Annotated in this window: 27 protein-coding genes; 18 read left to right on the top strand and 9 right to left on the bottom strand. The window is 65.9% G+C overall.

Annotation, left to right across the window (positions count from 1 at the left end; all coding sequences use genetic code 11):
* Nucleotides 1-40 precede the first annotated feature (40 nt).
* Nucleotides 41-703 carry a 2,5-diamino-6-(ribosylamino)-4(3H)-pyrimidinone 5'-phosphate reductase gene (locus FCF25_RS14180; protein WP_137049143.1) on the bottom strand — a complete coding sequence of 221 codons (663 nt, stop codon included), beginning with the start codon at nt 701-703 and terminating at the stop codon, nt 41-43.
* A gap of 147 nt (nt 704-850) precedes the next feature.
* Here FCF25_RS14180 and FCF25_RS14175 point away from each other — a divergent pair, with 147 nt between their 5' ends.
* Nucleotides 851-1,876, top strand: a complete 1,026-nt coding sequence (locus FCF25_RS14175) for a glycosyltransferase family 4 protein (protein ID WP_117591207.1) — start codon at nt 851-853, stop codon at nt 1,874-1,876.
* Between the two features lie 49 nt (nt 1,877-1,925).
* Here the strand turns inward: FCF25_RS14175 and FCF25_RS14170 are convergent, their stop codons facing one another.
* The gene (locus tag FCF25_RS14170; RefSeq protein WP_117591208.1) at nt 1,926-2,300 is read right to left on the bottom strand and encodes a hypothetical protein; all 375 of its coding nucleotides are present in this window, start codon (nt 2,298-2,300) and stop codon (nt 1,926-1,928) included.
* 167 nt (nt 2,301-2,467) lie between these two features.
* Here FCF25_RS14170 and FCF25_RS14165 point away from each other — a divergent pair, with 167 nt between their 5' ends.
* From FCF25_RS14165 to FCF25_RS14150, 4 genes are read left to right on the top strand one after another with little or no spacing between them, the layout of a single operon-like run.
* The gene (locus FCF25_RS14165; protein ID WP_137049142.1) at nt 2,468-3,763 is read left to right on the top strand and encodes a Single-stranded DNA binding protein; all 1,296 of its coding nucleotides are present in this window, start codon (nt 2,468-2,470) and stop codon (nt 3,761-3,763) included.
* On the top strand, nt 3,760-5,640 hold the full coding sequence (locus tag FCF25_RS14160; RefSeq protein WP_137049141.1) for a hypothetical protein: 1,881 nt from the start codon (nt 3,760-3,762) through the stop codon (nt 5,638-5,640). The genes FCF25_RS14165 and FCF25_RS14160 overlap by 4 nt, the downstream gene beginning before the upstream one ends.
* The gene (locus FCF25_RS14155; protein WP_137049140.1) at nt 5,640-6,422 is read left to right on the top strand and encodes a metallophosphoesterase; all 783 of its coding nucleotides are present in this window, start codon (nt 5,640-5,642) and stop codon (nt 6,420-6,422) included. Before FCF25_RS14160 ends, FCF25_RS14155 begins: the two co-directional genes overlap by 1 nt.
* A gap of 60 nt (nt 6,423-6,482) precedes the next feature.
* On the top strand, nt 6,483-9,350 hold the full coding sequence (locus FCF25_RS14150; RefSeq protein WP_137049139.1) for a DEAD/DEAH box helicase: 2,868 nt from the start codon (nt 6,483-6,485) through the stop codon (nt 9,348-9,350).
* A 108-nt stretch (nt 9,351-9,458) separates the two neighbouring features.
* On the opposite strand, the gene FCF25_RS14145 is transcribed toward FCF25_RS14150, so the two are convergent.
* A complete protein-coding gene (locus FCF25_RS14145; protein ID WP_117591214.1) occupies nt 9,459-9,842 on the bottom strand; it encodes a hypothetical protein in 384 nt (127 codons plus the stop codon).
* Nucleotides 9,843-9,991: 149 nt separating this feature from the next.
* On the opposite strand from FCF25_RS14145, the gene FCF25_RS14140 reads away from it, so the two are divergent.
* A complete protein-coding gene (locus FCF25_RS14140) occupies nt 9,992-10,768 on the top strand; it encodes a class I SAM-dependent methyltransferase (RefSeq protein WP_137049138.1) in 777 nt (258 codons plus the stop codon).
* A gap of 10 nt (nt 10,769-10,778) precedes the next feature.
* On the opposite strand, the gene FCF25_RS14135 is transcribed toward FCF25_RS14140, so the two are convergent.
* Nucleotides 10,779-13,007: an AAA family ATPase gene (locus FCF25_RS14135; RefSeq protein ID WP_137049137.1), complete on the bottom strand. Its 2,229-nt coding sequence runs from the start codon at nt 13,005-13,007 to the stop codon at nt 10,779-10,781.
* 160 nt (nt 13,008-13,167) lie between these two features.
* On the opposite strand from FCF25_RS14135, the gene FCF25_RS15950 reads away from it, so the two are divergent.
* Complete coding sequence (locus tag FCF25_RS15950) at nt 13,168-13,302, top strand: hypothetical protein (RefSeq protein WP_256360026.1); 135 nt, start codon at nt 13,168-13,170, stop codon at nt 13,300-13,302.
* Between the two features lie 104 nt (nt 13,303-13,406).
* Here FCF25_RS15950 and FCF25_RS14130 read toward each other — a convergent pair whose 3' ends face one another.
* A complete protein-coding gene (locus FCF25_RS14130; protein ID WP_117591217.1) occupies nt 13,407-13,838 on the bottom strand; it encodes a DUF5796 family protein in 432 nt (143 codons plus the stop codon).
* A gap of 118 nt (nt 13,839-13,956) precedes the next feature.
* Between FCF25_RS14130 and FCF25_RS14125 the strand changes: the two genes are divergently transcribed.
* From FCF25_RS14125 to FCF25_RS14105, 5 genes are all read left to right on the top strand, one after another.
* Nucleotides 13,957-14,838, top strand: coding sequence for a shikimate kinase (locus tag FCF25_RS14125; RefSeq protein WP_137049136.1), 882 nt, complete (start codon nt 13,957-13,959; stop codon nt 14,836-14,838).
* A complete protein-coding gene (locus FCF25_RS14120; RefSeq protein ID WP_117591219.1) occupies nt 14,831-15,148 on the top strand; it encodes a chorismate mutase in 318 nt (105 codons plus the stop codon). The genes FCF25_RS14125 and FCF25_RS14120 overlap by 8 nt, the downstream gene beginning before the upstream one ends.
* 159 nt (nt 15,149-15,307) lie before the next feature.
* Complete coding sequence (locus FCF25_RS14115) at nt 15,308-15,940, top strand: LysE family translocator (protein ID WP_137049135.1); 633 nt, start codon at nt 15,308-15,310, stop codon at nt 15,938-15,940.
* A 372-nt stretch (nt 15,941-16,312) separates the two neighbouring features.
* Nucleotides 16,313-17,107, top strand: coding sequence for an alpha/beta fold hydrolase (locus FCF25_RS14110; protein WP_394347888.1), 795 nt, complete (start codon nt 16,313-16,315; stop codon nt 17,105-17,107).
* Nucleotides 17,108-17,333: 226 nt separating this feature from the next.
* Nucleotides 17,334-18,665: a hemolysin family protein gene (locus FCF25_RS14105; RefSeq protein WP_137049133.1), complete on the top strand. Its 1,332-nt coding sequence runs from the start codon at nt 17,334-17,336 to the stop codon at nt 18,663-18,665.
* Between the two features lie 63 nt (nt 18,666-18,728).
* On the opposite strand, the gene FCF25_RS14100 is transcribed toward FCF25_RS14105, so the two are convergent.
* Nucleotides 18,729-19,709, bottom strand: coding sequence for an arsenic resistance protein (locus FCF25_RS14100; RefSeq protein ID WP_137049132.1), 981 nt, complete (start codon nt 19,707-19,709; stop codon nt 18,729-18,731).
* A gap of 128 nt (nt 19,710-19,837) precedes the next feature.
* Nucleotides 19,838-20,518 (bottom strand): carbonic anhydrase, encoded by a 681-nt coding sequence (locus FCF25_RS14095; RefSeq protein WP_137049131.1) that lies wholly within the window; start codon nt 20,516-20,518, stop codon nt 19,838-19,840.
* 128 nt (nt 20,519-20,646) lie between these two features.
* Here FCF25_RS14095 and FCF25_RS14090 point away from each other — a divergent pair, with 128 nt between their 5' ends.
* On the top strand, nt 20,647-21,729 hold the full coding sequence (locus tag FCF25_RS14090; protein WP_137049130.1) for an aminotransferase class I/II-fold pyridoxal phosphate-dependent enzyme: 1,083 nt from the start codon (nt 20,647-20,649) through the stop codon (nt 21,727-21,729).
* A 39-nt stretch (nt 21,730-21,768) separates the two neighbouring features.
* Here FCF25_RS14090 and surE read toward each other — a convergent pair whose 3' ends face one another.
* Nucleotides 21,769-22,557, bottom strand: a complete 789-nt coding sequence (gene surE / locus FCF25_RS14085; protein WP_137049129.1) for a 5'/3'-nucleotidase SurE — start codon at nt 22,555-22,557, stop codon at nt 21,769-21,771.
* A 118-nt stretch (nt 22,558-22,675) separates the two neighbouring features.
* On the opposite strand from surE, the gene FCF25_RS14080 reads away from it, so the two are divergent.
* From FCF25_RS14080 to FCF25_RS14055, 5 genes are all read left to right on the top strand, one after another.
* Nucleotides 22,676-23,047, top strand: a complete 372-nt coding sequence (locus tag FCF25_RS14080; protein WP_117591227.1) for a DUF5798 family protein — start codon at nt 22,676-22,678, stop codon at nt 23,045-23,047.
* Nucleotides 23,048-23,236: 189 nt separating this feature from the next.
* Nucleotides 23,237-24,217 (top strand): PLP-dependent cysteine synthase family protein, encoded by a 981-nt coding sequence (locus FCF25_RS14070; protein WP_137049127.1) that lies wholly within the window; start codon nt 23,237-23,239, stop codon nt 24,215-24,217.
* A 268-nt stretch (nt 24,218-24,485) separates the two neighbouring features.
* Nucleotides 24,486-25,118, top strand: a complete 633-nt coding sequence (locus FCF25_RS14065; RefSeq protein ID WP_137049126.1) for a GAP family protein — start codon at nt 24,486-24,488, stop codon at nt 25,116-25,118.
* A 186-nt stretch (nt 25,119-25,304) separates the two neighbouring features.
* Entirely contained in the window at nt 25,305-25,925 is a 621-nt protein-coding gene (locus FCF25_RS14060; protein WP_174786385.1) for a hypothetical protein, read from the top strand.
* Nucleotides 25,922-26,587 carry a hypothetical protein gene (locus FCF25_RS14055; protein WP_117591231.1) on the top strand — a complete coding sequence of 222 codons (666 nt, stop codon included), beginning with the start codon at nt 25,922-25,924 and terminating at the stop codon, nt 26,585-26,587. Before FCF25_RS14060 ends, FCF25_RS14055 begins: the two co-directional genes overlap by 4 nt.
* 32 nt (nt 26,588-26,619) lie before the next feature.
* On the opposite strand, the gene FCF25_RS14050 is transcribed toward FCF25_RS14055, so the two are convergent.
* Entirely contained in the window at nt 26,620-26,919 is a 300-nt protein-coding gene (locus FCF25_RS14050; RefSeq protein WP_137049125.1) for a hypothetical protein, read from the bottom strand.
* Between the last annotated feature and the right edge of the window lie 9 nt (nt 26,920-26,928).

Here is a 26,928-nt window from a genome sequence, read left to right as displayed (position 1 = left end):
ATAAGCGTTGAGCAGTTTGTCTCGAAGTTCGCAATACCGTTCAGGGTACCGAGTATCGGAGCAGGACGCCGTCGTCGACGCGGTCGACGGAGTCGAGCGAGAGCGCGGGAAACTCGTCGACGAACCCGTCGCCGTCGACGAGCGTCGGGGCGTCGCGGCCGCCGATTACCTTCGACCCGACGTAGACCGAGAGTTCGTCGACGAGCCCGGCCTCGAACAGCGAGAAGATGAGCTCGCCGCCGCCTTCGACCATCAGTCGGTCGACGCCCTCGGCTTCGAGTGTGTCGAACGCGGCCGAGAGGTCGACTCGGTCGTCGCCCGCGACGACGATAGTCGCGCCTTGGGCGCGTAGATCGTCCAGACGACTCTTCGACGCTGCCTCGGAGACGAGTAGGTAGGTGCGAGCTTCGTCGTCGAGAATCCGGGCTTCGAGGGGCGTCCGCGCGCGCGAGTCGGCGACGACACGAGCAGGGTTCTCCGACCGACCGCTCTCACGGCGCTCGGTTCGGCGACGCTCGGCGTCGAGGACGAGATGCGGGTCGTCCGCGAGAACCGTGCCGACGCCGACCATGACGGCGTCGTTCTCGGCGCGGAGGCGGTCGACGCGGTCGAAGTCGTCTTCTCCGCTGATGACGACCTGCTCGCGTCGCCGCGAGGAGAGTTTCCCGTCGACGCTCGTCGCCGCGTTGACCACCACGTGCATGTCGTGTCACTGGGGTGGCCGATAAGATGCTCCTTTCGATGCGCGTTTTCGACGCCTCTCAGACCCGGTCGACCGTCGACGCGCCGCATTCAGCAAAACACTAAGTATCGCCTCTGAGAATCGTGTACAATGCCACCACGCGTTCTCATGCTCGGTTGGGGATTTCCACCGAACGTCGCCGGCGGCCTAGACACCCACGTCGGTGCCTTGTTCAACGGCCTCGAGGAGACCGACATCGAGATCGAACTACTGCTCCCGGCGGAGTACGCCCCGGAGGGCCGCGAGAACATCGTCGGCGTGCCGACGGGCGACGGCGACATCGTTACGCGAATCGGTCGTATCAGCAAGCGCTTCGCCGAGCGCGCATCCGAGTTCGACATCGTTCACACCCACGACTGGTTCGGCTACGGTCCGGCCTCGCGCGCGAAACAGCAGACCGACGTGACGTGGGTGACGACCTTTCACTCGCTCTCGTCCGACCGCAACATCGACCCACCGCAGCGCGAACTGGAGACCGAACGCCGCGTCACCGACCGCTCGGACCACCTCCTGTCGGTGAGTCATCTCCTCGCTCGTAACCTGAAAGAGGAGTACGGCGGCGAGTCGACCGTCATTCACAACGGCTTCTCGACGCCGGACACCACCGGCCGCGACTACAAGCAGGAGTTGGGAATCGACGGCCCGATGCTGTTGTACGTCGGCCGCCACACGGACCAGAAGGGTATCGCTCACCTGCTTTACGCCATCAAGAAGCTCCGCGACCCCGAGGTGACGCTCGTCATCGGCGGAAAGGGTCACCTGACCGACCAACTGGAGCGGTTCGCCGAACTGCTCGGCGTCGAAGACCAGGTGATATTCGCCGGTTACGTGCCCGAGGAGGCGCTCGGCGACTACTACGCGTCGGCGGACGTGTTCGTCTCGCCGTCGCTCGCCGAACCGTTCGGCATCACTATCACCGAGGCGCTGGAGGTGGGGACACAGGTCGTCGCCACCGAGTGCGGCGTCGCAGAGATACTGCCTGACGACTGTCTCGTCGAGGTCGAACCGGACTCGGACTCCATCGCCGACGGCATCGAGGAGGCGCTCTCGCGCGACGGACCGCCGCAGTACGAGCGTCGCGGGTGGGACGAGGTCGTCGAAGAGACCGCGGAGTACTACCGGGAAATCGCCTGAAACGGCTCCGAAACGCTCGAACGCTCAGTCGTCGCCGCGGCTTGGCTGCTCAGTCGCCGCCGCGGTAGAGTTCGACGTGGGTGACGGGTTCGGGGTGTCGAATCCGCAGTCCGTCGGCGGTCAACGAGACGCCCTTCTTCTTCGGCGCGCTACTCCGCTGGTACGGACTGTCGGCGCTGCTCTGGTAGGGGCTATCGCTGTCGGTGCTGCTCTGGTACGGACTGTCGGCGCTACTCTGATACGGGCTATCGCGCGACTGGTAGGGGCTGTCGTCCTGTCGCGGTCGGTCGAACCCCTCGGGCGGGAGGTAGATACGCTCTCCCGACTCCGAGCGAACGACGACGGCGATGGCTCGGTCTCCGACCACGTCGATGGTCGTGTCGCCGTCCTCGTCGATGTGCGTCTCGAACGTGAACTCGTCCATAGCGCACACTCTCGGCGACGTTACTTAGGCGTTCGTCCGATTTTCGCTCCGTCAGCTCTCCTTCGTCGCTCCGGGCGGCCGTCGTTCATCGCGCCCGTGCGACCATCTGGTTCCATCGCGCCCGCGCGTGCAACGGTTTTTAACACAGCGGGTCGAAACCTTCCCCGATGCAAGTAGACGACCATGCCGAGGAGCTCGCCTCCGCTCTCGGCGTCGACAAAGAGGAGGTCACACGCGACTTGGAGAACCTGCTGCAGTACAGCGTCCCCATCGAGGAGGCCAAACAGAGCATCCGCCGAAAACACGGTGGCGGCAGCGGCGGTGGCGGTGCGACGCCCACCTCGAAGAACGTCGCCGAAATCACCCCCGAGGACGGCAGCGTCACGGTTACTGCGAAAGTGCTCACCGTCGGGACCCGCTCGATTCGCTACCAGGGCAAAGACCAGACGATTCGCGAGGGCGAACTCGCCGACGAGTCGGGGAAAATCTCGTACACGGCGTGGACCGACTTCGGGTTCGAGGCCGGCGACACCGTCACCATCGGCAACGCGAACGTCCGCGAGTGGGACGGACGACCCGAACTGAACCTCGGCGAGAGCAGCAGCGTCGCCGTGGCCTCCGAGTCGGTTTCGACCGACTACGAGGTCGGCGGCGACTCGACCCTCCTCGACCTCGAACCCGGCGACCGCGGCCGCAACGTCGAGGTACAGGTGCTCGAAGTCGAAGAGCGGACGATCGACGGACGCGACGGCGAAACCGAGATTCTCTCGGGCGTCCTCGCCGACGAAACCGCCCGACTGCCCTTCACCGACTGGAACCCCCGCGACGAGGTCACAGAAGGTGCGAACCTCCGAATCGAGGACGTGTACATCCGCGAGTTCCGCGGCGTGCCCTCGGTGAACCTCTCGGAGTTCACCACCGTCACCGAACTCGCCGACCCCGTCGAAGTCCGCGACGCGGCCCCCCGGCTCCCCATCGACGAGGCCGTCGACGCCGGCGGCATGTTCGACGTCGAACTCGTCGGCAACGTCATCGCCGTCCGCGACGGCTCCGGCCTCATCGAGCGCTGTCCGGAGTGCGGCCGCGTCGTCCAGAACGGCCAGTGCCGCAGTCACGGTAACGTCGACGGCGAGGACGACCTGCGCGTGAAGGCGATTCTCGACGACGGCACCGACACCGTCACCGTCGTCCTCGACGCCGAGGCGACGAGCGAGGTGTACGGCGGCGGTATCGACGACGCGAAGCAGGCCGCCCGCGACGCGATGGACAAAGAGGTCGTCGCCGACGACATCCGCGAGAAACTCGTCGGCCTCGAACACCGCGTCCGCGGCAACCTCTCGGTCGACGAATACGGCGCGAACCTCGACGCCAGCGAGTTCGAGGAGACCGACGACGACCCGGCCGAGCGCGCCCGGACGCTGCTCTCAGAGATTCCGGCCGCCGACGAGGAGGTGGCGCGATGAGCGCCGATGCCCCAGGACGACGCGAGGTCGCCTACCGGCTCTTCGCGGCCGAGTACGACGACGCGTCGCTGTCGTACTCCGAGAGCGACGAGGAGCGCGCGCCGAACTACGTGGTCACGCCGACGGGGGCGCGGGTCAACCGCCTGTTCGCCGTCGGCGTGCTGACCGAAGTCGAACAGGTCAACGAGGAGGTGCTTCGGGGCCGCGTCGCCGACCCGACGGGTGCGTTCGTCACCTACGCCGGGCAGTACCAACCGGAGGCGATGGCCTTCATCGACCGGACGACGCCGCCGGCGTTCGTCGCGCTCACGGGGAAAGCCAGAACGTTCGAACCGGAGGACTCCGACCGCGTGTTCACCTCGGTCCGCCCCGAGAGCGTCAACGCCGTCGACGCCGACACCCGGGACCGCTGGGTCGTCTCGACCGCCGAGGCGACGCTCCGTCGCGTCGCCGCCTTCGACGCCGCGCTCGCCGACGACCGACGTGGCGACGACCTCGAGCGCGCGCTCCTCGCCGCTGGCGTCGACGAGACGCTCGCCGCGGGCATCCCGCGCGCCATCGACCACTACGGGACGACGACTGCGTACCTCGAAGCGATTCGGCAACTGGCCGTCGACGCGCTGGAGGTCGTCGCCGGCGACCGCGACGAGGTCCGCCCGCTGACCGTCGGTCCCGCGGAGGGTGAACCGACGGAACTCGGCCCGCTTCCGGCGGGTATCGAGCGCCCCGACCTCTCGGACGTCGCCGTCGAGGAAGCCGGCGAAACGTCCGAAGCCGAGGAAGCCGAGGAAGCCGGGGAAGCCAGCGACCCCGAGAGCGACGACTCCACAGAACCTGCGGAGACCGTCGAAGCGACCCACAGCACCGAGTCGAGTACCGAAACTACCGCCGGTACCGACCCCGAGGCCGCCTCGACTGAGACGACCGAATCAACCGAATCGACCGAATCGACCGAATCGACCGAATCGACCGAATCGACCGAATCGACCGAATCAACCGAGCAGACTGAACCAGCCGCCGAGGAGTCGGCTGCCGCAGCGTCCACCGAGACGATGGTCGGCACGAACGAATCGACGGCTGACACCGCCGCCGAACCCGCCGAGGCGACCGCTCCCGACAGACAGGAGACGACCGCCGCGTCGACGGAGGCTGAATCAGACGCGACCGACTCCGGGTCCGCTGAAACCGTCGACACTGACTCTGAGACCGACTCCGAGCCGACCGAGACCGACAGCTCGGGCGGGCTCGGCGACTTCGACGACGCGTCGAGCGACTTCGACCAATCGACCGAGTCGACCGACGAAACCGAACCGACCGACGAAACCGGCGGAGAGAACCTCGACGACTTCGACGACGGGATGTACGAACTCGACGAGGACGAGCGCCAGGAGGTCGAAGAGGAGTTCGGCACCGAGTTCACGAGCGGCGCGGAAGTCGACGACCCCGGCGACGCGGATATCGACGTGCCGACCGACGAGGCGGGCGCAGAGAACGCCGAAGAGTCCGTCGCCGCCGAAACGAGCGCCGCCGGTTCGACCGGTTCGGTCGTCGACGAAACTGCCGAGGAGGCGGACGACGTCGCGGCCGAACCCGCCGAGGCGGCCGCCCCGGAGACGGACGCAGCGTCCACCGACACGGACGACGGAACCGACGCCGAGGAGGCGGACGAACCGCTCGACGAGGCGGACCTCAAAGCCGCGGCCGTCGACGCCATGTCCGAGTTGGACGACGGCGACGGGGCGGACCGCGAGAAAGTCGTCGCCGCCGTCGTCGACGAACACGGCGCGGACCCCGGAAACGTCGAGGACGCCATCCAGGACGCGCTGATGAGCGGACAGTGTTACGAGCCCGCCGACGGGAAGCTGAAAGCCATCTGATGACGCGACCCGCGGTCGAACCCGTGCCGGGCGAACCGGCGGCGACCGCCGACCTCGGCGACGAACGAGCGCTCGTCGTCGCCGACTACCACGCTGGCATCGAAGTCGGACTGCGTTACGAGCGCGGCGTCGAACTCGCGAGTAACGCCGACGCTCGCCGCGAGCGGCTGCTCTCGCTTCTCGACCGCACCGGGGCGAGCCGCGTCGTCGTCCTCGGCGACATCGGCCACCGCATCGGCGACCCGAAAGGCGAGGAACACAGGGAACTGGAGGCGCTGTTCGACGCGCTCGACTCTCGAAACGTGCCGCTGACGCTCGTCACCGGAAACCACGACGGCGGCGTCGCCGACGCGTTCGAGGACCGCATCGACGCGACGCCCGGCGACGGCGTACGGATGGGAGAGGTTGGCTTCCTCCACGGGCATACGTGGCCGAACCGGGCGGTGCTCGGCGCCGAGACCATCTGCATGGGTCACGAGCACGTGACGGTGAAACTGCAGGATTCGGTCGGCGGCGGGCGCGTCGAACCGGCGTGGCTCCGCGGACCGCTCCGCCGCGACGTGTTCGCCGAGCATCTCGGCGTCGAAGGCGACGATTCCGACGACTTCGAGTGGACGGACCCGGAACTCGTCGTCTTCCCGGTGTTCAACGAGCGCTCCGGCGGGACGTGGGTGAACGTCGAGGGGCAGGAGTTCCTCTCGCCGTTTCTGCCCGGGGGGTTGGAGTCGGGGGAGCTGTACCTGCTCGACGGGACGCGGTTGGGCGACTATCGGTCGGTGTGAGCGAGACCGGATTCCCCCACAAGCGTAGGCCTTAACCCCCTCGCGCCGCTAATCTGGTTAATGTCCGAGTCGGAGGCCGCGACGGGGATTCGGGCCTTCACCGCGCTCGGCGACGCCGTGCGCGAGGCCCTCTCCGAACGCGGCTTCACCACGCCGACGGAGCCGCAGCGCCGGGCGATTCCGCCGCTGGCCGCCGGGAAGAACGCGCTCGTCATCGCCCCAACCGGGACTGGCAAGACCGAGACGGCGATGCTCCCCGTGTTCGATTCAATAGTCGAGCACGGCGAGAAACCGTTCGGCATCTCCGCGCTGTACGTTACACCGCTCCGGGCGCTCAACCGAGACATGCGCGAGCGCCTCGACTGGTGGGGCGAGACGCTGGACCTCGACATCCAGGTCCGCCACGGCGACACGACGCAGTACCAGCGCGGCAAGCAGGCCGACGACCCGCCGGACGTGCTGGTGACGACGCCGGAGACGCTGCAGGCGATGCTGACGGGGAAGAAACTCAGAAAGGCGCTGGCGGACGTCGAACACGTCGTCGTCGACGAGGTCCACGAACTCGCCTCCTCGAAGCGCGGCGCGCAGTTGACGGTCGGCCTCGAACGCCTCCGCGAGGTCGCGGGACCGTTCCAGCGAATCGGGCTGTCGGCGACCGTCGGCTCGCCCGAGGAGGTCGCGAAGTTTCTGGTTGGGGTCGGCCCGTCGACGGAATTCGGCGACCGCGACTTCGAAATCGTCGAAGTGGATGTCGGAAGCAAAGTCGAGTTCACCGTGACGCGTCCGGAGGTAACGCCCGAAGACGAACGTCTCGCGGGGAAGCTCGCTACCGACGCCGAGATAGCGAGTCACGTCCGGACGATCCGTGACCTCGTTCGTGACCACGAGTCGACGCTCGTCTTCGTCAACACTCGACAGACCGCCGAGGCGCTCGGCTCTCGGTTCAAGACGCTCGGCGCGAACGTCGGCGTCCACCACGGGTCGCTCTCGAAGGAGGCGCGGATCGACATCGAAGACCGGTTCAAAGCCGGCGACATCGACGGGCTCATCTGCACGTCGTCGATGGAGCTCGGTATCGACGTGGGCCGGGTCGACCACGTAGTCCAGTACGGGAGCCCCCGAGAGGTCGCCCGCCTGCTCCAGCGCGTCGGCCGGGCGGGACACCGCCGCGACGCCGTCTCCCGGGGTACTATCGTCACCAGCGACCCCGACGACACGTTCGAGGCACTGGCTATCGCTCGCCGCGCCGTCGACGGCGACGTCGAACCCGCCGAGATTCACCACGGCAGTCTCGACGTGCTGGCGAACCAGATCGTCGGAGTCGTCATGGACACCGGCGAGGTGAGCGCCCGCGGCGCGTACGAGTTGGTTCGGCGGGCGTACCCCTTCCGCGACTTGGAGGAAGAGCAGTTCCGGCAGGTCGTCCGCGAACTGTCGGGCAACCGTCTGCTGTGGGTCGACGAGGAGAAGGACCTCCTGGAGAAATCGGGCGGGACGTGGCAGTACTTCTACGCGAACCTCTCGATGATTCCCGACCAGGAGACGTACGAGGTCCACGACATGAGCTCCCGAAAACAGATCGGGACGCTCGACGAGCGGTTCGTCGTCAACTTCGCGCAACCCGGCGAGGTGTTCATCCAGCGCGGCGAGATGTGGCGCATCAACGACATCGACGACGAGGAGACGCGGGTGAACGTCGCGCCCATCGAGAACCCCGCCGGAGAGGTTCCCTCGTGGACCGGCCGCGAGATTCCCGTGCCGATGGCCGTCGCCCAGGAGGTCGGCGAGATGCGCGCCGTCGCCGGGCCACAGTTCGAGTCCGGCGCGTCGGTCGAGTCGGTCGCCCGCGATTTTCTCGGACGCTATCCGACCGACGAACACACGGTGACGGAGGCGATGACGCTACTCGACCGTCACGCGGAGACGGGGGAACCGCTGCCGACGGCCGACCGAATCGTCGTCGAAGGCCAGGGGAGAAGCGTCGTCGTCAACGCCTGCTTCGGCCATCAGGTCAACGAGACCCTCGGGCGGCTGCTGTCGGCGCTCGTCGGCCAGCGAACCGGGTCCTCCGTGGGGATGGAGGTCAGCCCGTATCGCATCGAGTTCGAGGTACCGCCGAAGGTTCGACCGGCCGATTTCGTCGAGGTGCTGGAGTCGACCGACCCCGACCACGTCGAGGGGCTGTTGGAACTCGCGCTGAAGAACTCGGACACCCTGAAGTTCACGCTCGCGCAGGTCGCCGCGAAGTTCGGCGCGCTCAAGCGCTACCAGGGGAACAACCGCTTCGGCGCGGACCGCCTGCTCGCTGCGCTCGAAGACACGCCCGTCTACGACGAAGCCGTACGGGAGGTGTTCCACCGGGATTTGGACGTCCCCGGCGCGGTCGAGGTGCTCCGGCGCATCGAGTCGGGCGATATCGAACTCGCCGTCGCCCGTGAGCGAACCCCCGTCGGCGCCGCCGGACGGTCGAGCGGCCGCGAGTTCCTCGTCCCCGAGAACGCCGACGCGAGCGTCATCAAGGCGATTCGGGAGCGTATCCGAAACGACCGCGTCATCCTCTTCTGTCTGCACTGCACCGAATGGCACCGCAAGACGAAGGTGCGACGCGTCGCCGACCAACCCGAGTGTCCGAACTGCGGGTCGACGCGCGTGGCCTCGCTGAACCCGTGGGCCGACGAAGTCGTGAAGGCGGTTCGCTCGAACGACAAAGACGAGGAACAGGAGAAGATGACGCGACGAGCGTACCGGTCGGCGAGTCTCGTCCAGAGTCACGGCAAGCGCGCCGTCGTCGCCATGGCCGCCCGCGGCGTCGGCCCGCACAACGCCGCCCGAATCATCGCCAAACTCCGCGAGGACGAGGACGACTTCTACCGCGACATCCTCGCCCAGGAGCGCCAGTACGCCCGGACGCAGTCGTTCTGGGACTGACTCCGAACTCCGTCTCGGACCTTCGTTTCTCGTCTCACCTCTCAGGTTTGCAAACTGGCCCCGTCGAATCAGACGGCGATAACCGCGGCCGGAGGCCGCGTAACCGTCTCAGACCCAGTCTTCGAGAACGGGCTCGACGGCCGCCGCGAGCGACTCGAAGTCCTTCATCGTGATGCCGTCGGTAGTGATGAACACACCCGTGTTCTCGGTGGTGATGCGGACGAGAAAGCCGTTGTCGAAGACGCGAATCGTGTATCGATACTCGCCCAACTCGGAGTTGTGGTAGGCGTCCTGCGTCGTCTTGAAGTCGTGCCACTCGTTGCCGATGAACGAACTCAGGTCGGCGTCCTGCTCCAAGTCACTTCGGAGATACACTTGCTCGTAGTCGAATCGGCTGAAGAACGTCACCGACCGCAAACTGTCGCCGACGGCCGTTCGACAGGTCGTCGTGAGTCTGTCCCGCGCTTTTTCGGTGAGCAAGCCATCACTCATACCCGCCTCTGTGACACCAACTCACAAATAAGCGACGACGAGCGCAATCGACCGGCGCGACCACGGGAGCCGGTACCGAATCTCGTTGCGTATTTATCACAGATGGTAGTCTGTGACATATTGTGACGGAACGCGATTCGAGCCCTGCGATGCCCCTCGACGGAGTTGACGAGCAACCGATCGAGGCCGACCCTCTCGGACGCGCGATGCTCGACTACCGACGGGGTGGCCTTCGCGGCGTCTGCGAGTACGTCGACGGCGCGGAGCGGACCGACGCGCAGGTCGCCGACCACTACTTCGCGCCGCCGACGGAGTGGCCCGAGAGATGGCAATCACTTCTCGACTCGCTCGACGGTCCAGTGCTCGATGTCGGCTGTGGTGCCGGACAGTACGCGCTGTTTCTCCAGGACGACCGCGAAGTCGTCGCCGTCGACGCCAGTCCGGGAGCGGTCGAAGCCGCCCGCGAAGGCGGCGTCGTCGATGCCCGTGTGATGGATATGTTCGCGCTCGACTTCCCCCGCGACCGATTTCGGTCGGCGCTGGTCAACGGCACGCAACTCGGCCTCGCCGGGTCGTTTGCAGGTATCCGAGCGTTCCTCTCGGACCTCGCGGGCGTCACCGACGAGTCGGGCGTCGCTGTCGTCGACAGCTACGACCCGACCCGTCTCGACGCCGAGTCGTTCTTCGGCTACCGGTCGGACCCGAGGCGGGGCGTCGCTCGACGGGCGTTTCACGTCGAGTACCGAGACAGCGAGAGCGGAGAGTCCAGCGGGGCTATGCGAGAAGTCGGCCGGGCGCTCTCGTTTCTGCTCTTTTCACCCGACCGACTCGCCGACGCGCTGGTGGGGACGCCGTGGCACGTCGTCGGGGTTCGTCGCCGCGACGGCGACCCGTACTACAGAGCGGTGCTCGAAAAGCGAAGGTAGTGTTCGATGCTCACCGGAGAGACGGTTCGACCGTTTCCAGCGCCGCGTCGAAGTGGTCGTCGGTGACGAGCACCTCGTCGGCGTGTTCGTTCGCCTCCGCACCCTCGTACCGGTCGGCGACGTCTCGAATCGCCAACAGCGTCGCTTCCCGACAGACCGCCGCGATGTCCGCGCCCGTAAAGCCGTCCATCCGCGAGACGACGGCGTCCAAATCTACCTCGTCGTCGATTGGCTTGTCTCGGACGTGGACGTCGAGAATCGCGCGCCGACCCGCCTCGTCGGGCGCGGGAACCTCGACGTGCGACTCTAGTCGGCCCGGTCGGAGCAGCGCCGGGTCCAGCGAGTCGCGGCGGTTCGTCGCCGACAGCACCACCAAATTCGGGTTGTCGCTGAGGCGGTCGAGTTCGGTCAGCAGTTGCGAGACGACGCGCTCGCCGACGCCGGAGTCGCCGCCCGCCATGTCTCGGTCGCCGGCGATGGCGTCGATCTCGTCGAAGAAGACGATGGCCGGGGCAGCCTGTCGAGCGCGTTCGAACACTTCTCTCACCGACTTCTCGCTCTCGCCGACGTATCTGTCGAGGAGCTCCGGCCCGGCGACGTGGATGAAGTTGACGCCGCTCTCTCCCGCAATTGCCCGTGCGAGAAGCGTCTTCCCGGTCCCCGGCGGGCCGTAGAGGAGGACGCCCGACGGCGGCGCGGTGTTGGCCGCCTCGAACAGCGGGGCGTACGTCAGCGGCCACGTCACCGCGCGTTCGAGCACGGCTTTCGCCTCGTCGAGACCGCCGACGTTCTCGAACGTCGTCGTCGGCGTCTCGGCGACGTACTCGCGCATCGCGCTCGGGTCGACGGCCGCCATCGCGCCCTCGAAGTCCGCGCGGGTGATTTCGAGGTCGTCGAGTGCGACGGGGTCCGTCCCCTCCCGCGAGCGACGGAGCGCGATCATCGCCGCCTCCTTGCCGAGCGATTCGAGGTCCGCGCCGACGAAGCCGTGGGTCCGCGACGCGATGCGGTCGAGGTCCACGTCGTCGGCAAGCGGCATGTTCCGCGTGTGAACGTCGAGAATCTCGCGCCGACCCGTCTCGCCGGGGACGCCGATTTCGATTTCCCGGTCGAACCGCCCGCCGCGGCGCAGCGCCGGGTCGAGGTCGTCGACGCGGTTCGTCGCGCCGATGACGATGACCTCGCCGCGGGCTTCCAGTCCGTCCATCAGCGAGAGCAACTGGCCGACGATGCGGTCCTCCACGTCGCCGCCCTCGTCGCGTTTGGGGGCGATGGAGTCTATCTCGTCGAAGAAGACGATTGCGGGCGAGCTGTCGCGGGCCTCCTCGAACGTCTCGCGGAGGCGCTCCTCGGACTCGCCTTTGTACTTCGACATTATCTCCGGGCCGGAGATGGTGACGAAGTGCGCGTCCACCTCGTTGGCGACGGCCTTGGCGATGAGCGTCTTGCCCGTTCCGGGCGGGCCGTACAGCAGGACGCCCTTCGGCGGTTCGACGCCGAGGCGAGTGAACACCTCCGGCTCGGAGAGGGGGAGCTCTATCATCTCGCGGACGAGTTCGAGTTCCTCGTCCAGCCCGCCGATGTCCTCGTAGTTGATTCCGGTTGCCGGCTTGACAGGCGCGGGTGCGGCGCTCGCGCCGGTGTCGGAATCCGCGTCGGAGCCGGCTCCGGCTCCCGAACCGGCTGTGCGCCCGGCGTCGCGGTCGGTAGGACGGTACACGTCGCTTCCGCTCTGGTCAGCTTCGACGTCGACGCGAACGGTCGTGGAATCGGCGATGCGGACGGTGCCGTCGGGACTGGTCTCGCTGACGACGAACGGCGCGTCGCCGAGCTGTTCGACGTGCACCTGCTCGCCTTGGAGGAGGGGGCGGTCGAGCAGTGCGCGCTTGAGGATGCGGCGGAGGAGGTCTTCGTCGTCGGTACCGACGCTCGCGGCGGCGGTGATAGTCACCGAGCGGGCCGTCTCGACGGCGACCTTCCGTACGCGGACGGTCTCCCCGACTTTCGCACCGGCGTTGGTGCGGGTGTCGGCGTCGACCTGGACGGTGCCGGCGGGGGCGGTCGGACCGGCGGGCCACACTTTGGCGACCGTCTCGCGTTCGCCTTCGATGACGACGGTGTCGCCGCTGAGAACGCCGAGCGTCCGTCGAGCGGAGTCGGGAAGGCGGGCGATGCCACGGCCGGCGTCGCGCTTCTCTGCGGCGCGGACCGTGAGTTCGATGCCCGAGTCGTCGCTCATGTAACCGCCTTTGCAGTGACGGCTCTTTACCCTTCCTCACGGGTGGCCGTCGAAACGACCGGTCACCGGCGTCGTCGGCGCCGACGGCGGGACTGTCGCGCCGCGGTATCGTGACTCCCGCCGAGTAACGCATTTGTCTATTGCTACCCTCTCTCAGCGTATGGTCGCCACGACAGAACGCGACGAGATGACGTGGTACGAATGCGAGATGTGCGGGTTCCTCTTCGAGAACGAGACGGACGCGAAACAGCACGAGTCGAGTTGCGACGCAGAGGAACCGTCGTACCTGCAGTGAACCGCCGTACCTGCAGTGAACCGCCGTACCTGCAATGAATCGCCGTACCTGCAGTGAACCGCCGCGCCTGCAGCGAACCGCCGCAGCTCCGGTTGTCGGGCCGACTACTCCTCCGAAACTAACTCGAAGCTCTGCTCGCCCCAGTCGTCCTCGACGAAGACGAAGACGCGGCCGCGGGCGACCTCCGGGTCGGCCTCGACCTCGGTGCGCATCCCGCCGACGCGGCGGACGACGACGCCCGGGAACAGCTCCTCCTCGTCGCCGTCGCCGAGGATGATTCGACCGACGCCGCTGTCGTCGAGGATGTCGTCGTGCGTCTTCAGGTCGTTGACGTACATCATCACGCCCTCGGTCTCGGTGGGGTCGGTGACGAGGACGTGCGTCTCCTTTCCGGGACCGGTGCGGAGCGGCCCGCCGTGTTTCTTCGGGACGCCGCGGTACAGCGTCGTTCGGCCGTCGAGATACTCCACCTCGATGCCGATGTCGAGGAGTTCGACGCCGAGCGTACTCGGAGGGACGTCGTTTCGCGCGCTCATACCCGAGGTAGAGACGGAGGTGGGAAAAGCGTCGCGCCTCGGCGGCGCGGTTCCCCCGGATAGAAGCGAAATCAGCATCGACCGCCACACCTAATGCGGTTCGTCGCCGCCTCTCGCTATGCACGGCCGTGCGTCCGCCCTCGGGGCGGGAACCGTCCTGAACGCGCTCGCGACGGGTGTCGGCTCCGCGTTCGCTATCGACGTCGAGACGCGCGCGTCCGTCGAACTCGACGACTCCGGCGTCGTCCGCGGAGCCGTCGCCGAGGACCCCGACGCCGACACGCGACTCGTCGAGCGCTGCGTCGAACGCTGCGTCGACGGGTTCGGCGACGGCGAGGGCGGAACCGTCCGCACCGAGAGCGACGTTCCGATGGCCGCCGGACTGAAGAGTTCCAGCGCCGCCGCCAACGCGACGGTGTTGGCGACGCTCTCGGCACTCGATGTCGAGGTCGACGACGGTGGCGACGCGGATAACTCGACGGTGACACGGCTCGAAGCCTGCCGAATCGGCGTCGAGGCGGCCCGCGACGCCGGTGTGACGGTGACCGGGGCGTTCGACGACGCCTCCGCGAGCATGCTCGGCGGCGTCACCGTCACCGACAACCGCGAGGACGAACTGCTCGCCCGCGACGAGGTGGACTGGGACGTTCTCGTCTGGACGCCGCCGGAACGCGCCTACAGCGCCGACGCCGACGCCGACCGCTGTACCCGAATCGCGTCCGTCGCCGACACGGTAGCCGACCTCGCGCTCGCGGGCCGGTACACCGAGGCCATGACCGTCAACGGCCTCGCCTTCTCGGCGGCACTCGGATTCTCGGCCGAACCCGCGGTGGAGGCGCTGCCCGACGCGGCCGGCGTCTCTCTGTCGGGGACCGGCCCCAGCGTCGTCGCCGTCGGCGACGCGGCGGCGCTCGAACGCGTCCAGAAGCGGTGGGAGGAACGGCCCGGAACGACGATTTCGACCGGAACACGACCTGACGGAGCACGCATCCATGACTGACGAACTCACAGAGACCGACCCGACCCGACCGCAACCCGACGAGATGAACCTCGACGAACTCCGCGAGGAGATAGAGGATATCGACCGCGAACTCGTCGAACTCATCGCCCGGCGAACGTACGTCGCCGACACCATCGCGCAGGTCAAAGACGAGCAGAATCTGCCGACGACCGACGAAGCCCAGGAGGACAAGGTGATGGAGCGCGCCGGCGAGAACGCCGAGACGTTCGAGGTGGACGCGAATCTGGTGAAGGCGATCTTCCGGTTGCTCATAGAGCTGAACAAGGTTGAGCAGCGCGAGAGCAGGTAGCATATAACAAAACGTTCGCCCGATTCTCGAATCTAGCCGAAACGGTACCGCGACGGCGGTCAGAGTACGCCTAACTAACGCAGTAATCGTCTCGAACTTTGTTCAAAACGGGCGGTATAGTGATTCAATTTTAAGGTATCTACTCTCGACCGCTAGTGCATGTTAGAACCAAGCACCGTCCTTGCGTTCATTTCCGTCGCAATCGCTCTCATCGTTTCACCCGGGCCAGATAGTATCTACACGCTAACTCGGAGTATCAGCGACGGACGCACCGCCGGTGTCACGGCCGCGCTCGGGTCTTCGACGGGGAGTATCGTACACACGGCGGCCGCCGTGCTCGGGCTTTCGGCAATTCTGCAAACGTCCGCGTTGGCGTTTACTGTCGTCAAATTCGTCGGTGCGGCGTATCTCGTTTATCTCGGCGTTCAGGCGTTCAGGAGTTCGGAAGAATTCGAAATTACACCAGACAGCACCAGCTACACGCCGAGCGAGTCGTTCCGAAGCGCCCTGCTGATTAACGTCTTGAATCCGAAGGTGGCAGTGTTTTTCCTCGCCTTCCTTCCACAGTTCGTTCAGCCGGGAAGTTCTTCCGCCCTACAGATTTTCTCGCTTGGCGTGTTGTTTGCGAGTCTCGGATTCGTTTATCAAGCGATACTCGCGGTCTTCTCTGCGCGAGCACGACGAGTGATTACTGAGCGTGAATTCGTGAAAACTGTCCTTCGCGTGGCCAGCGGCAGCGTTCTCGTCGGATTTGGAGTTAAACTGGCGCTCGAACGGCGAACCCCATCGTAGGTTCCAGAGAGAACTTGCGTTACCCACCGTCATTTCGGACGCTGGGAAGAAAGCGGCAAAATAGCTAAAATCTGTAACACCAGTTGAGAACCTGAACAAGGTGGAGCAACGGAGCAGTAGGTAGCCGAACGCGAGCGTTTCGTATCCTCCGACACCGGGTGATTGGCCGATTCTCCTTCCGGCTGTCGTCTTTCCGTTCCTCGGTTGGTGAAACGCAGTCACTGACGGAGTTATCCCCACCGGCAACCTACAACTCGGATGGAAGAACAGAACCTCGGCGCCGAGACGGAACGTGTAGGGAATCGTCTTATCGAGAGCTCTGCTACAAGCGAGTCGGGAACTGTTCGAACGAACGACATCGAGACGTACTACGTGCGTCGCGGGGACGGTCCTCCCATCGTTTTCATCCACGGCATGGCGATGAGCGCCAGCGAGTGGGAACCGCAGATGGAGGCACTCGGTGACGAGTACACCGTGGTCGCGTACGACGTGCGCGGTCACGGGCACACCGGTGGCTCCGACCGCGACTCGTACACCATGGAGTTGTACGCGGCGGACCTCGATGCGCTTCTCGCGGCGCTAAACGTCGAGAACCCGGTTCTCTGTGGGCTCTCGATGGGCGGCTGTATCGCCCAGATGTACGCCGCGACGTATCCCGAAAAGGTGGCCGGCCTCGTGGTGTCCGATACGTTCACCGCGGCCCCGCTCCCGTTTACGGGTCGGCTGATATTCGCCAATCTCCGATTCTTCGGCCTGCTCGACCGGTTTATTCGGTACACGACGCTGAACCGGTTCCAAACCTGGGTGGGCAATCGTTTCTCACCGGGGGTCGCCGGTGACGGCACGACTACGCAGCGGCTCATGGAAGCAGCGCCGACGATATCTCACGGGGAGTTCGTCAAAATCGCCAATTCGATGGCGCGCTTCCCGAACAGTGACCTCGACGCGTCACAGATTACTGTCCCGACATTAGTTATGCACGGAGAGGATTTGCCAGCGGTGCTTCGGGACATGCACGGGAGACTCGCGGAGGAACTCACCAATGCAGACGTCGAGTTCACCGTGATTCCGGACGCTGGTCACGCTTCCAACATCGACAACCCCGACTTCTTCTCGACGGCGGTACGGGAGTTCCTCGCCCGGATCGCCTCGAAACGTAGCCAGTAGCGGCCCGACTTCGGCTCCGCTCTCGTTGCAGGGGAGTCGCGTACGGTGGAACGCGACAGTCTCGACGGGCCACGACGCTGGTTCACCCGCGGAACGACGGGAGGTTCGGGTCGTCCGCGAGGGGTGTCGCTCATCCGTCGACTGTTTAGATAGTTTTTGTCCTTGGAACGAGATACGTAGCTATGGACACGCTACAATCGAACAGCAGTACGTTCCGGAGGCCCCGATGGTAGACGTCGTGCTCTCGGTGACACAGCTCGTACTTGCGCTGCTTCTCGTGGTGCTGAACGGCTTTTTCGTCGCCGCCGAGTTCGCCTTCGTTCGGATTCGAGGAACCTCGGTCGACCGGCTCGCCGAGGAGGGACGGGCCGGTGCTGGGACGCTCCAAGAAGTGATGACGAACCTCGACGACTACCTCGCGACGACGCAACTCGGCATCACCATCGCCTCGCTCGGACTGGGGTGGGTCGGCGAACCCGCCGTCGCGTCGCTCATCGAACCCGTGTTGGAACCGGTTCTCCCGGCGGGTCTCATCCATCTCGTCGCCTTCGCGGTCGGCTTCAGTTTCATCACGTTCCTCCACGTCGTCTTCGGGGAACTCGCGCCGAAGACGCTCGCAATCGCCAAGACGGAGCGACTCTCGCTGTTCCTCGCCCCGCCGATGAAGTTCTTCTACTACGTCCTCTATCCGGGGATCGTCGTCTTCAACGGAGCGGCCAACGCGTTCACGCGGTCGATCGGTGTACCGCCCGCCTCCGAAACGGACGAGACGCTCGGCGAGCGGGAGCTTCTTCGGGTACTCACCCGGTCCGGCGAGGAAGGAAACATCGACGTGGCGGAGGTGACGATGATCGAGCGCGTTTTCGACCTCGACGACATCGTAGTACGGGAGGTCATGGTCCCACGACCGGACGTGGTGAGCGTTCCGGCGGACGCCTCGTTACCCGAACTTCAGTCGATCGTCTTCGAGGCCGGTCACACGCGTTACCCGGTTCTGGACGCCGACGACGGCGACCAAGTGGTCGGATTCGTGGACGTCAAGGACGTGCTGCGAGCGGAGGTGGACGGCGGGGACGCCGAGAGAGTCGGCGACATCGCCCACGAGATTCTCATCGTTCCGGAGACGATGACGATCAGCGACCTCCTGAGACAGTTCAGGGATGACCGCCAGCAGATAGCCGGCGTCATCGACGAGTGGGGAGCGTTCGAGGGGGTTGCGACCGTCGAAGACATCGTCGAGGCCCTCGTCGGGGACCTCCGGGACGGGTTCGACCTCGACAAGCGCGAGCCTTCGATACGCCCGCGCGACGACGGGGGGTACGACATCGACGGGGGCGTCCCGTTGTCGAAAGTCGACGACGCTCTCGAAGGGAACTTCGAAAGCGAGGAGGTCGAAACGATCGGAGGGTTGGTGCTCGGACGACTCAACCGCGCGCCGGCGCTCGGCGACCGCGTCGAGATCGACGGCTCCGTCGTCGAGGTGACGAGCGTCGAGGGGGCCCGTATTTCGACGGTACGAGTCCACGGAAAGGATATCGATGATTCGACCGTCGACTGAGTGAAAGTCGGGAACGAAACGTCCACCCTCGAACCCGAAGAGTCCGCTTCGGAGGCGTTCGACCTACGAGGCGTTCGACGAACTCCGAACGGGGACGAGCCACGCCGGGACGGCGCGCGTGAGCACCACCATTCCGACTAGTTCGACGAGCGTCTGCGTCACGACGACGGCCGGTGCGAGTCCGTAACCGGCCGGGAGCGCGAGCGCGAGCGGCAGTACGACCAGCGAGTTACGGGTGACCGACGTGAACACGAGCGCCCGGCTCTCGCCGACGTCCATCCGGAGGCCCTCCGCCGCGAGTCGTCCGAGTACCGGCATAATCAGAAGGAAGACCACGTACACCGGAATTACGGACGCAATCTGGTCGATGGAGTTGCGCACCCGAGGCAGTTGCGAGGCGATGACGACGAACAGCGTCGCGCCCATCATCGGCACCGGCAACCACCCCATCGTCTCCTGCCATACGGCTCCCTTCGACGACCGTTCCGCCCAGAGTTCGGTGAGCCACGCGAGCGTCAGCGGGAGCGCGATGATGACGAGAAACGCCTCGACGAACGGCCCCGGTTTGATGACCTCCGCGACCTCCTCTCCCATGAACAGCCACAGGAACGCCGGGAGTAACAGCAGTTGGACGAGCATCAGGGCGGGCGTCGTCGCGGTGATCTGCTCGGCGTCGCCGCCGGCGAGTTCGGTGAAGGTGATGACGTAGTCGATACACGGCGTCAGAAGTACCATAAACACGCCGACGAGGACGACTGGCCGCTGCGGGAGGAATCGAGTCAGTCCCCAGACGACGACAGGGACGACGAGGAAGTTCAACCCGAGTGCCGCCGCGACGAATCGGCCGTTCCGAAACGCCCGCCGGAGCCGAACGAACGGGATTTCGAGAAACGTCACGTAGAGCAGGAGGGCCAACACCGGGTCGATGAGCCGTTCGAGGAACGGAACCGAGTCGGGGCGACCGAGTCCGACGGCGACCGCGAGGAGAACGAACACCGCGTAGACGGCGACCTGATTTCGCTGGAGCCACCGTTTCGAGGACATCTACCCCCTACTCCGCACGTCCCCGGTAAATCGCCGTCGCTCTTGACGTGCGTGAGCGCGAGCCTGCCGCTACGCCGGCAGGCCGAAACATACCCGTTCCGCCGCACGTGTGCCGGAGTCGGTCGTACTCAGTACTCCCACAGACGGTCGATACGCGATTCGACGTCCGGATGCTCCCGTTTGAGCGTCTCGACGTCCGTCTCGCCGTCGACGTTGACGACGTGGACCTCGCCGCGTCGTTCCGAGTAGACGTCCTGGAAGTCGTAGACGACGCCGACGACATCGACGCTCTCGGGCACGTCGTCGCTCTCGACGAGGAACTCGACCTGTCTGTCGACGTTGTACTCGACGAGTCGGTTTATCGCCTCCGCGCGCTCGACGTCCGAGGGAAGCGCGTCGACGCCCGCTTCGAGGCGCGGTTTCAGAACGTCGAGGCAGTGTTCGATGCCGGGAGCGTCGGAGACGCCGTCGGTCAGGGCGTCGTACGTCGCCGTGACCGCGCCGCACCCGGTGTGGCCGACGACGACCGCGAGCTCGGTTCCGGTGTGGGCGATGGGATAGAGCACGTCGCCGGAGACGACGTCGCCGGTGTCGGTCCGCTGAACGACGCGGTTGCCGATGTTGCTGCAGGTGAAGATGTGGCCGGGTTCCTCGTTCCCCCAAATCTGGTCCTGGAGGACGCGGGAGTCCGAACAGCAGACGGTGACCGCCTCGGGGTGTTGGGAGTCCTGTACGTCGTCGAACCGTGACCGGAACGACTCCGCGTGGTTTGCGTTGCGCTGTAACAGGTGAACGAATCGCCGCTGCATACCGGTTAGTCGGATTCCGGTCCGAAGAACCTCGGACAATCCGGCAAACCGTGCCTGTGGTCGCCGTTGCCGAGAGCACATTCCGCCGCAGCCAGAACTGGTAACTACCGGCTCTCCGTCTCGTCCGCATGGAACTTCCGCCGTTCGAGTTGGAGCGTTGGCTCGACGAGTACGAACCGCAAGCTGACCTGATGCTCGCCGAGAGCGGCGTCAGAAGTCTCCCAGTCGACCGATTCGACCTCGACGTGGGCGAACTCGGCTACGTCATCCCCACCGACGGCGACCCGCAGTTCCGAGCCGATATCGCCGAGCGGTACGGCCGAAGCGCCGACGAAGTCGTCCTGACCTGCGGCACGCAGGAGGCGGACTACCTGACGTTCATGGCGCTGTTGGAGGAGGGCGACCACACCGTCGTCGTCTCGCCGACGTACCAGTCGCTCAAGAGCGTCCCCGACTCCATCGGGTCGGTGACCGAACTTCGAACCGAACCGCCGGAGTGGGACCTCTCCGTCGACGCCGTCGCCGACGCGATGCGAGAGGAGACTCGACTCGTCGTCCTGACGAACCCGAGCAACCCGACGGGCAAGTACCTCGGCTCGGAGACGATGCGGGCACTGTACGACCTCGCGGCCGACAACGACGCCTACCTGCTCGTCGACGAGGTGTACCGGATGCTCGCCGACGACCCTCATCCCCCGGCCGCGGCGCTCGGCCCGCGCGCGATCTCGGCCGCGGGCGTCTCGAAGTCGTACGGCCTCGCGGGAGCGCGACTCGGCTGGGTCGTCGCCCACCCCGAACTCGCCGACGCGGTCCGGAAGTGGAAGGATTACACGACCATCTCGCCGCCGATGCTCGGCCAGCACGTCGCCAAGCAGGCGCTCGGCGAACAGGAGGACGAGATTCTCCGCGAGAACCGCGAGCACGCGAGACGGAACCGAGAGCGCGTCGCGGCGTTCGTCGAGGAGTACGACCTGGAGTGGTTCGAACCGGTCGGCGTCAACGCGTTCCCGACGGTTCCGGACGGGTTCGAATCGGGCAAGGAGTTCTGTCGGTCCGTCTTCGAAGCCGAGAGCGTCGTTCTCGCGCCGGGTGACGTGTTCGGTTACCCCGACCGATTCCGACTCGGCTTCGGCCTGCACACCGACGAACTGGAGGAAGGGCTCGAGCGTATCGGCCGACACGTCGAACGCGTTCGAGACGAGTCTCTGTAGGCGCCGCCTCATCTGCCGCCTCAGAGTCGTCCAGGGATGTCACCGCCGATACGACACCGCTAACCCGTCGAGCGATTCGTGGCGTTCGGTCGTGTGCGGCGCGGTCAGCGGCGAGACGCTGACTTTCCCGTCGACGATGGCGCGCCGGTCGGTGCCGTCGGGGTCCGGAATGTCGTCGTTTCGCATCCGCGTCCAGACGTTGTCGGTGAGGGTGATGTGCCCGTTCTCGCTGTCGTGGTCGGCGGTCATCTCGTACATCGTCGACGGGCGGGTGACCTGCATCGGCGCCGGGTCGTCGCCCGGCAGCGGCGCGTTGACGTTCAGGTACTCGGCCTGTTCGAAGACGCCCGCCTCGGGCGCGTTCTCGACGAGATAGACGGCGGCGTCGGTCGCTTCCCGGAAGTCGTCGGGTTCCGTCGCAGCCTCCTCCCACGACACTTCGCCGGCGGGGATGTACAACGAGACGGCGATGGCCGGCACGCTGAAGAACGCGGCTTCGACGGCGGCGCTGACGGTTCCGGAGCGACCGAGGACGTACGCGCCGAGGTTCGCGCCCTTGTTACAGCCGGCGACGACCATGTCCGCGTCCGGACAGAGCGATTCGAGGCCGACGACGGCGCAGTCGGCGGGCGTTCCCTCGATGACGTAGCCCAGTTCGTGTTCGGCCACGTCGACGCGACGTGACAGTTGCCGACCGACCGCGCTCTGGTCGTCGGCGGGAGCGACGGCCGTGACGTCGGCGACCGTCGAGAGCGCGTCGTACAGCGCGACGAACCCGACGCTCTCGATGCCGTCGTCGTTCGTCAACAGGATGCGAGGCCTATCCATGGCGAACACTCACGCGGCGGTCGCAAAAGCCCTCCGCTCGTCGTTCTCGGCGTCATCGAGGGCGGGGAGACCGACGCGAGTCGGAACGCACACAAAGCAGCGGACGCATGAACACCGTATGGGACTCGGAAGTACGGCACGAACGCTACAGAAAGTCGCCGACATGGGTGAGGACGTGTACAAACGGCTCAACGAGGTCCGCGAACAGGTGAAAGCCACGCAGGACACCGTCGCCGAGACGAAGGCTCGCGTCGCCAGTCTCGAAACGGAAGTCGCCGAACAGCGCGCGATTCTCGAAGCGGTCGCCGACGAACTGGACGTCGACGTGGACTCGGTGACCGCCGAGGCGCACATCACCGAAGCCGAACGCATCGCAAACGCCGAGGCCGAGCAGTCCGGCGACGGGACGTCGGACTCCGACGAGACGGAAGTCCCCGACGACGACGCCTCCGCCCAGGAGAACGGCGCGACCACCTCCGACAGCGCGTGAGCCGTCCGAAGGCGTGACGCTATCCGAGGGTGCCACCCGTACGAAGGTGTCACTCTGCGCGTCGCCGAGCCGCCGCATCGCCGGACCCCCGTATCTTCGAACCGCCCCATCACCGGACCGTCGCACCGCCGCACTGCCGAACCGTGAGCGATAACAACACTAAGGTTCGGGGGCAACTTTTGCCAGCGCATGACGAACCACGCCGCTCCGCTCGATTCGGTGCTGGAGGCCATCGGCGAGACGCCGCTCGTCTCGGTGCACGCCGCGCCGGAGACGGTGCCCGTCTACGCCAAACTGGAGTCGTTCAACCCCGGTGCGAGCATCAAAGACCGCATCGGCAAGTACATGCTCGAACGGATGCTCGAACGCGGCGACGTATCCCCCGGCGGGACGGTCGTCGAACCGACGGCGGGCAACACCGGCATCGGCATCGCCGTCGCCGCGGGGCAGCTCGACCTGAACGCCGTCTTCGTCGTTCCCGAGCGCTTCAGCGTCGAGAAACAGCAGTTGATGCGCGCGCTCGGTGCGGAGGTCGTCAACACCCCCAGCGAGGACGGGATGGGTCGCGCCATCGACCGCGCCCACGAACTCGCCGAGGAACTCGACGACGCCGTCGTCCCCCAGCAGTTCTCGAACCCTCTCAACGCCGAAGCCCACTACGAGACGACGGGTCCCGAAGTGTACGACGCCCTCGACGGCGAAATCGGCGCTATCGTCGCCGGCTGCGGCACCGCGGGGACGCTCATGGGGATGGCCCGGTACGGTCGCGAGCTGCACCCCGACACGTACGTCGTCGCCGTCGAACCGCAGGGGTCGCTCTACCGGACGTTCAAAGGGATAGCCGCCGAGGAAGGCGAGTACAAAACCGAAGGAATCGGCACGCACGACCCGAGCACGAACGAACTGTTCGACCCCGAACTCGTCGACGACGTGGTCGCCGTCGCCGACCGAGACACCCACGCGGAGATGCAGCGACTCGCCGCCGAGGAAGGGCACCTCGTCGCCTCCAGCGCGGCCGCCAACTCCCTCGTCGCGCGCGACGTGGCCGAAGGAATTCGGTCGGGTGAAATCGACGCGCCGTACGACTCCGTCGTAACCGTCTTCCCGGACTCCAGCGAGCGCTACCTCTCGAAGGGCGTCTACGGGTCGTTCGAGGAGTGGGAAGGCTGACTCGCTGACCGTTCCGTTGTGTGGTTTTCTGCTGCTGACCTATCGGGGCGTGCGATTTACCGACTCGCCGTCCGTTGAGAACATTCATTCTTCTGGTGGGCGATTCTCTCTCTGGTATGACAGGACGTACTCTCCAACGACAGCGGAGGGTACAGTCGGTCTCCGCGCAGGAGTTGCCAATGTGTGACTTCGAGCGTGGCATCGAAGGGGATCTCGACGACGGACGCTTCGGACCGACTGCCGAATCGGAGCGACCCGAGGACGGCCGATGAGCCTCGTCACCGTCCTTCCGCTCGCAGTCGTGATGGTGGCGGGTCCACAGATACTCAGCGCAATCTTTCTGGCGACGAGCGAGCAGTGGCGACGAAATTCGGCGGCGTTCGTCCTCGGGGCGTCGCTCTCTATCAGCCTCGTCGTCGTCGTCGCGTACTTACTCGGAAGCAGGGTCAGCGGCGGTGGGAGTCTCCTCGGGACGGGAGCGCGGACCGTTCTCAACGTCGTCGTCCTCGCCCTCCTCGTGTACGTCGCGTTCGACACCTACCGAACGCGCCACGTGTCGGAACCCCCGAAGTGGATGGGGACGCTGGCGACTGCGACGCCGCGTTTCTCGCTGAAACTGGGGTTCCTTCTCTTGGGCTTCTTTCCCACCGACATCGTCACCTCGGTGACGGTCGGTACCTTCCTCGCGGCGAACGGCGCTCCGGTGACCGACGCGGCGGGATTCGTCGCGGTCACCCTCCTGTTGCTGGCGCTTCCGTCACTCAGCGTGCTCGCACTCGGCGACCGAGCGGAGACCGCGCTGCCGAAGGTCCGCGATTGGATGAACGACAACTCGTGGGTCGTCTCGGAGGCGGTGCTTCTCCTCTTCGTCGTCTTGACGCTCGACAATCTCCTCGGGTGAACGGGGAACCGTCGTCGGGTCGAAAATCGGCCGCGACGAGCGTCCGTATCGACCGACACGGAACGGCGACAGTCTCGAAGAAGTGGCAGATTGTTGATTGTTGTGGCCGACGTAGTGACGGCAACTACACAGACTTCGGTGGGACAGAATACGTGTTTCCCGGAATCTGGTGGAGGATACTCGTCGATGAGTCAGCAATTGCAACCGAACTGGTTCGTGAGAAGCACACGGGCGAACGCGATACTCGCGTGGCTGCTCGTCGGGCTTCTCGCCGTGACCGTCGTCGGAAGCGTCTTGCAGAACCTGTTCGCACAGGCAGCGATAGCCGGTGTCGCGGTCGCGGTCGCAGTAGTGCCCGCGCTCGTCGACCGCTCGTGGACGCACGCGATGCCGTGGCCGCTGGTGTTTCTCGCGTCGCTTCCGCAGGCGCTCGGCCTGTTCGGACTCGACTTCGTCGCAGACGTTCTCGTCGGCGTCGGTCTCGCCACACTCGCGCTGCTCGGCGTCGTGGCGCTGCAGATGACGACGACGCTTCGGATGACGCCCTCGTTCGCCGTCGTCTTCGTCACCATCGCCACGCTGGCGGTGACCGGACTCTGGGCCGTCGGGTCGGCGGCGTCGGCGTCGGTGTTCGGGACGGCGTTCGTCGACTCGAACGACCAGTTGATGACGGTTTTCACCGCCGCGGCGCTCGGTGGGGTTGGCACCGGACTGGCCTTCAGGCGGACGTTCCGGCGGCGACTCGGACGCGACCAGACCGACGCTGCCGAGACAGCCGTCGCAGATGCCGGCGGTGAGTTCGCATGAGCGTCCGGACTCGGCTGCACCTCTCGACGCGGAACCAAGGCGTTCTCGTCAGGGTACTCCAGTTGTGTATGGCACTCATCCTCGCGCTGGGTCTCTGGCTGGGGCACTCCGGCATCACCGTCAACGCAGGCGTCGGCCTCGCGGTCACGTTCCTCCCGGCGGCGCTGAACCGCCGGTACGACTTCACGATGGACGTCGCCCTGGTGCTGTGGATTACCGTCGCCATGTTCCTGCACGCGTTCGGGACGGTTCCCCTTCCGGCGCTTGACTTTCTCAGCCCCTACGGCGCGACGTGGTGGTGGGACCACATGACGCACGCGCTGTCGTCGTCGCTCGTGGCCGGTGCCGCCTACGCGACGCTTCGAGCGTTCGACGAGTACACCGACGCCATCAGCATGCCCTCTCGATTCCTGTTCGTCTACTTGCTGATGTTCGTCATGGCGTTCGGCGTGCTCTGGGAACTGCTGGAGTTCTACATCTCCGTCGTCGGCTACCTCCTCGGGGGTGGCACCATCCTCACCCAGTACGGCCTCGACGACACGGTGTTGGACCTCTTCTACAACACGCTCGGCGGCGTGCTCGTCGCCGTCTTCGGCACCGCCCACCTGACGGGTGTGAGCGACGAGTTGGTCGAACGTCTCGAACTGCGGTCGACGGAGTAGGAGGTCGGTAAAATAGGCGGTCGCCGGAGCGGTCAGTCGACGTGGGTCGCGTCCCGATACACGCCGTCGGCCCACCCGCGGAGGACGTCGCGCACCGCTTCGAGGTCTTTCGGGTCGTCGGCCCGTCGTTCGGTGACGACGGTCCACCCCTCCTCGGGGTCGTACCCGAGTCCGTACAGCGTCTCGTCTCGCTGGAGCGCGAGCAGTCTAATTCCGGGTTCGTGGGCGACGAGCGCCATCGGGGCCGCCTCGGTGATGGCGTCGCTCTCGCGGAGCGCTCGCAGTTCGGCGTCGGTCAGCGCCCGGTCTGGCAGCGACTCGAACGGTCTCATACTGGACGG

Origin of the sequence: Haloprofundus sp. MHR1, assembly GCF_005155585.1 — an archaeon.
Lineage (GTDB): Archaea > Halobacteriota > Halobacteria > Halobacteriales > Haloferacaceae > Haloprofundus > Haloprofundus halophilus.
The sequence above is the reverse complement of the archived record's forward strand: the minus strand, read 5'-3'. Positions and strand labels throughout refer to the sequence as shown.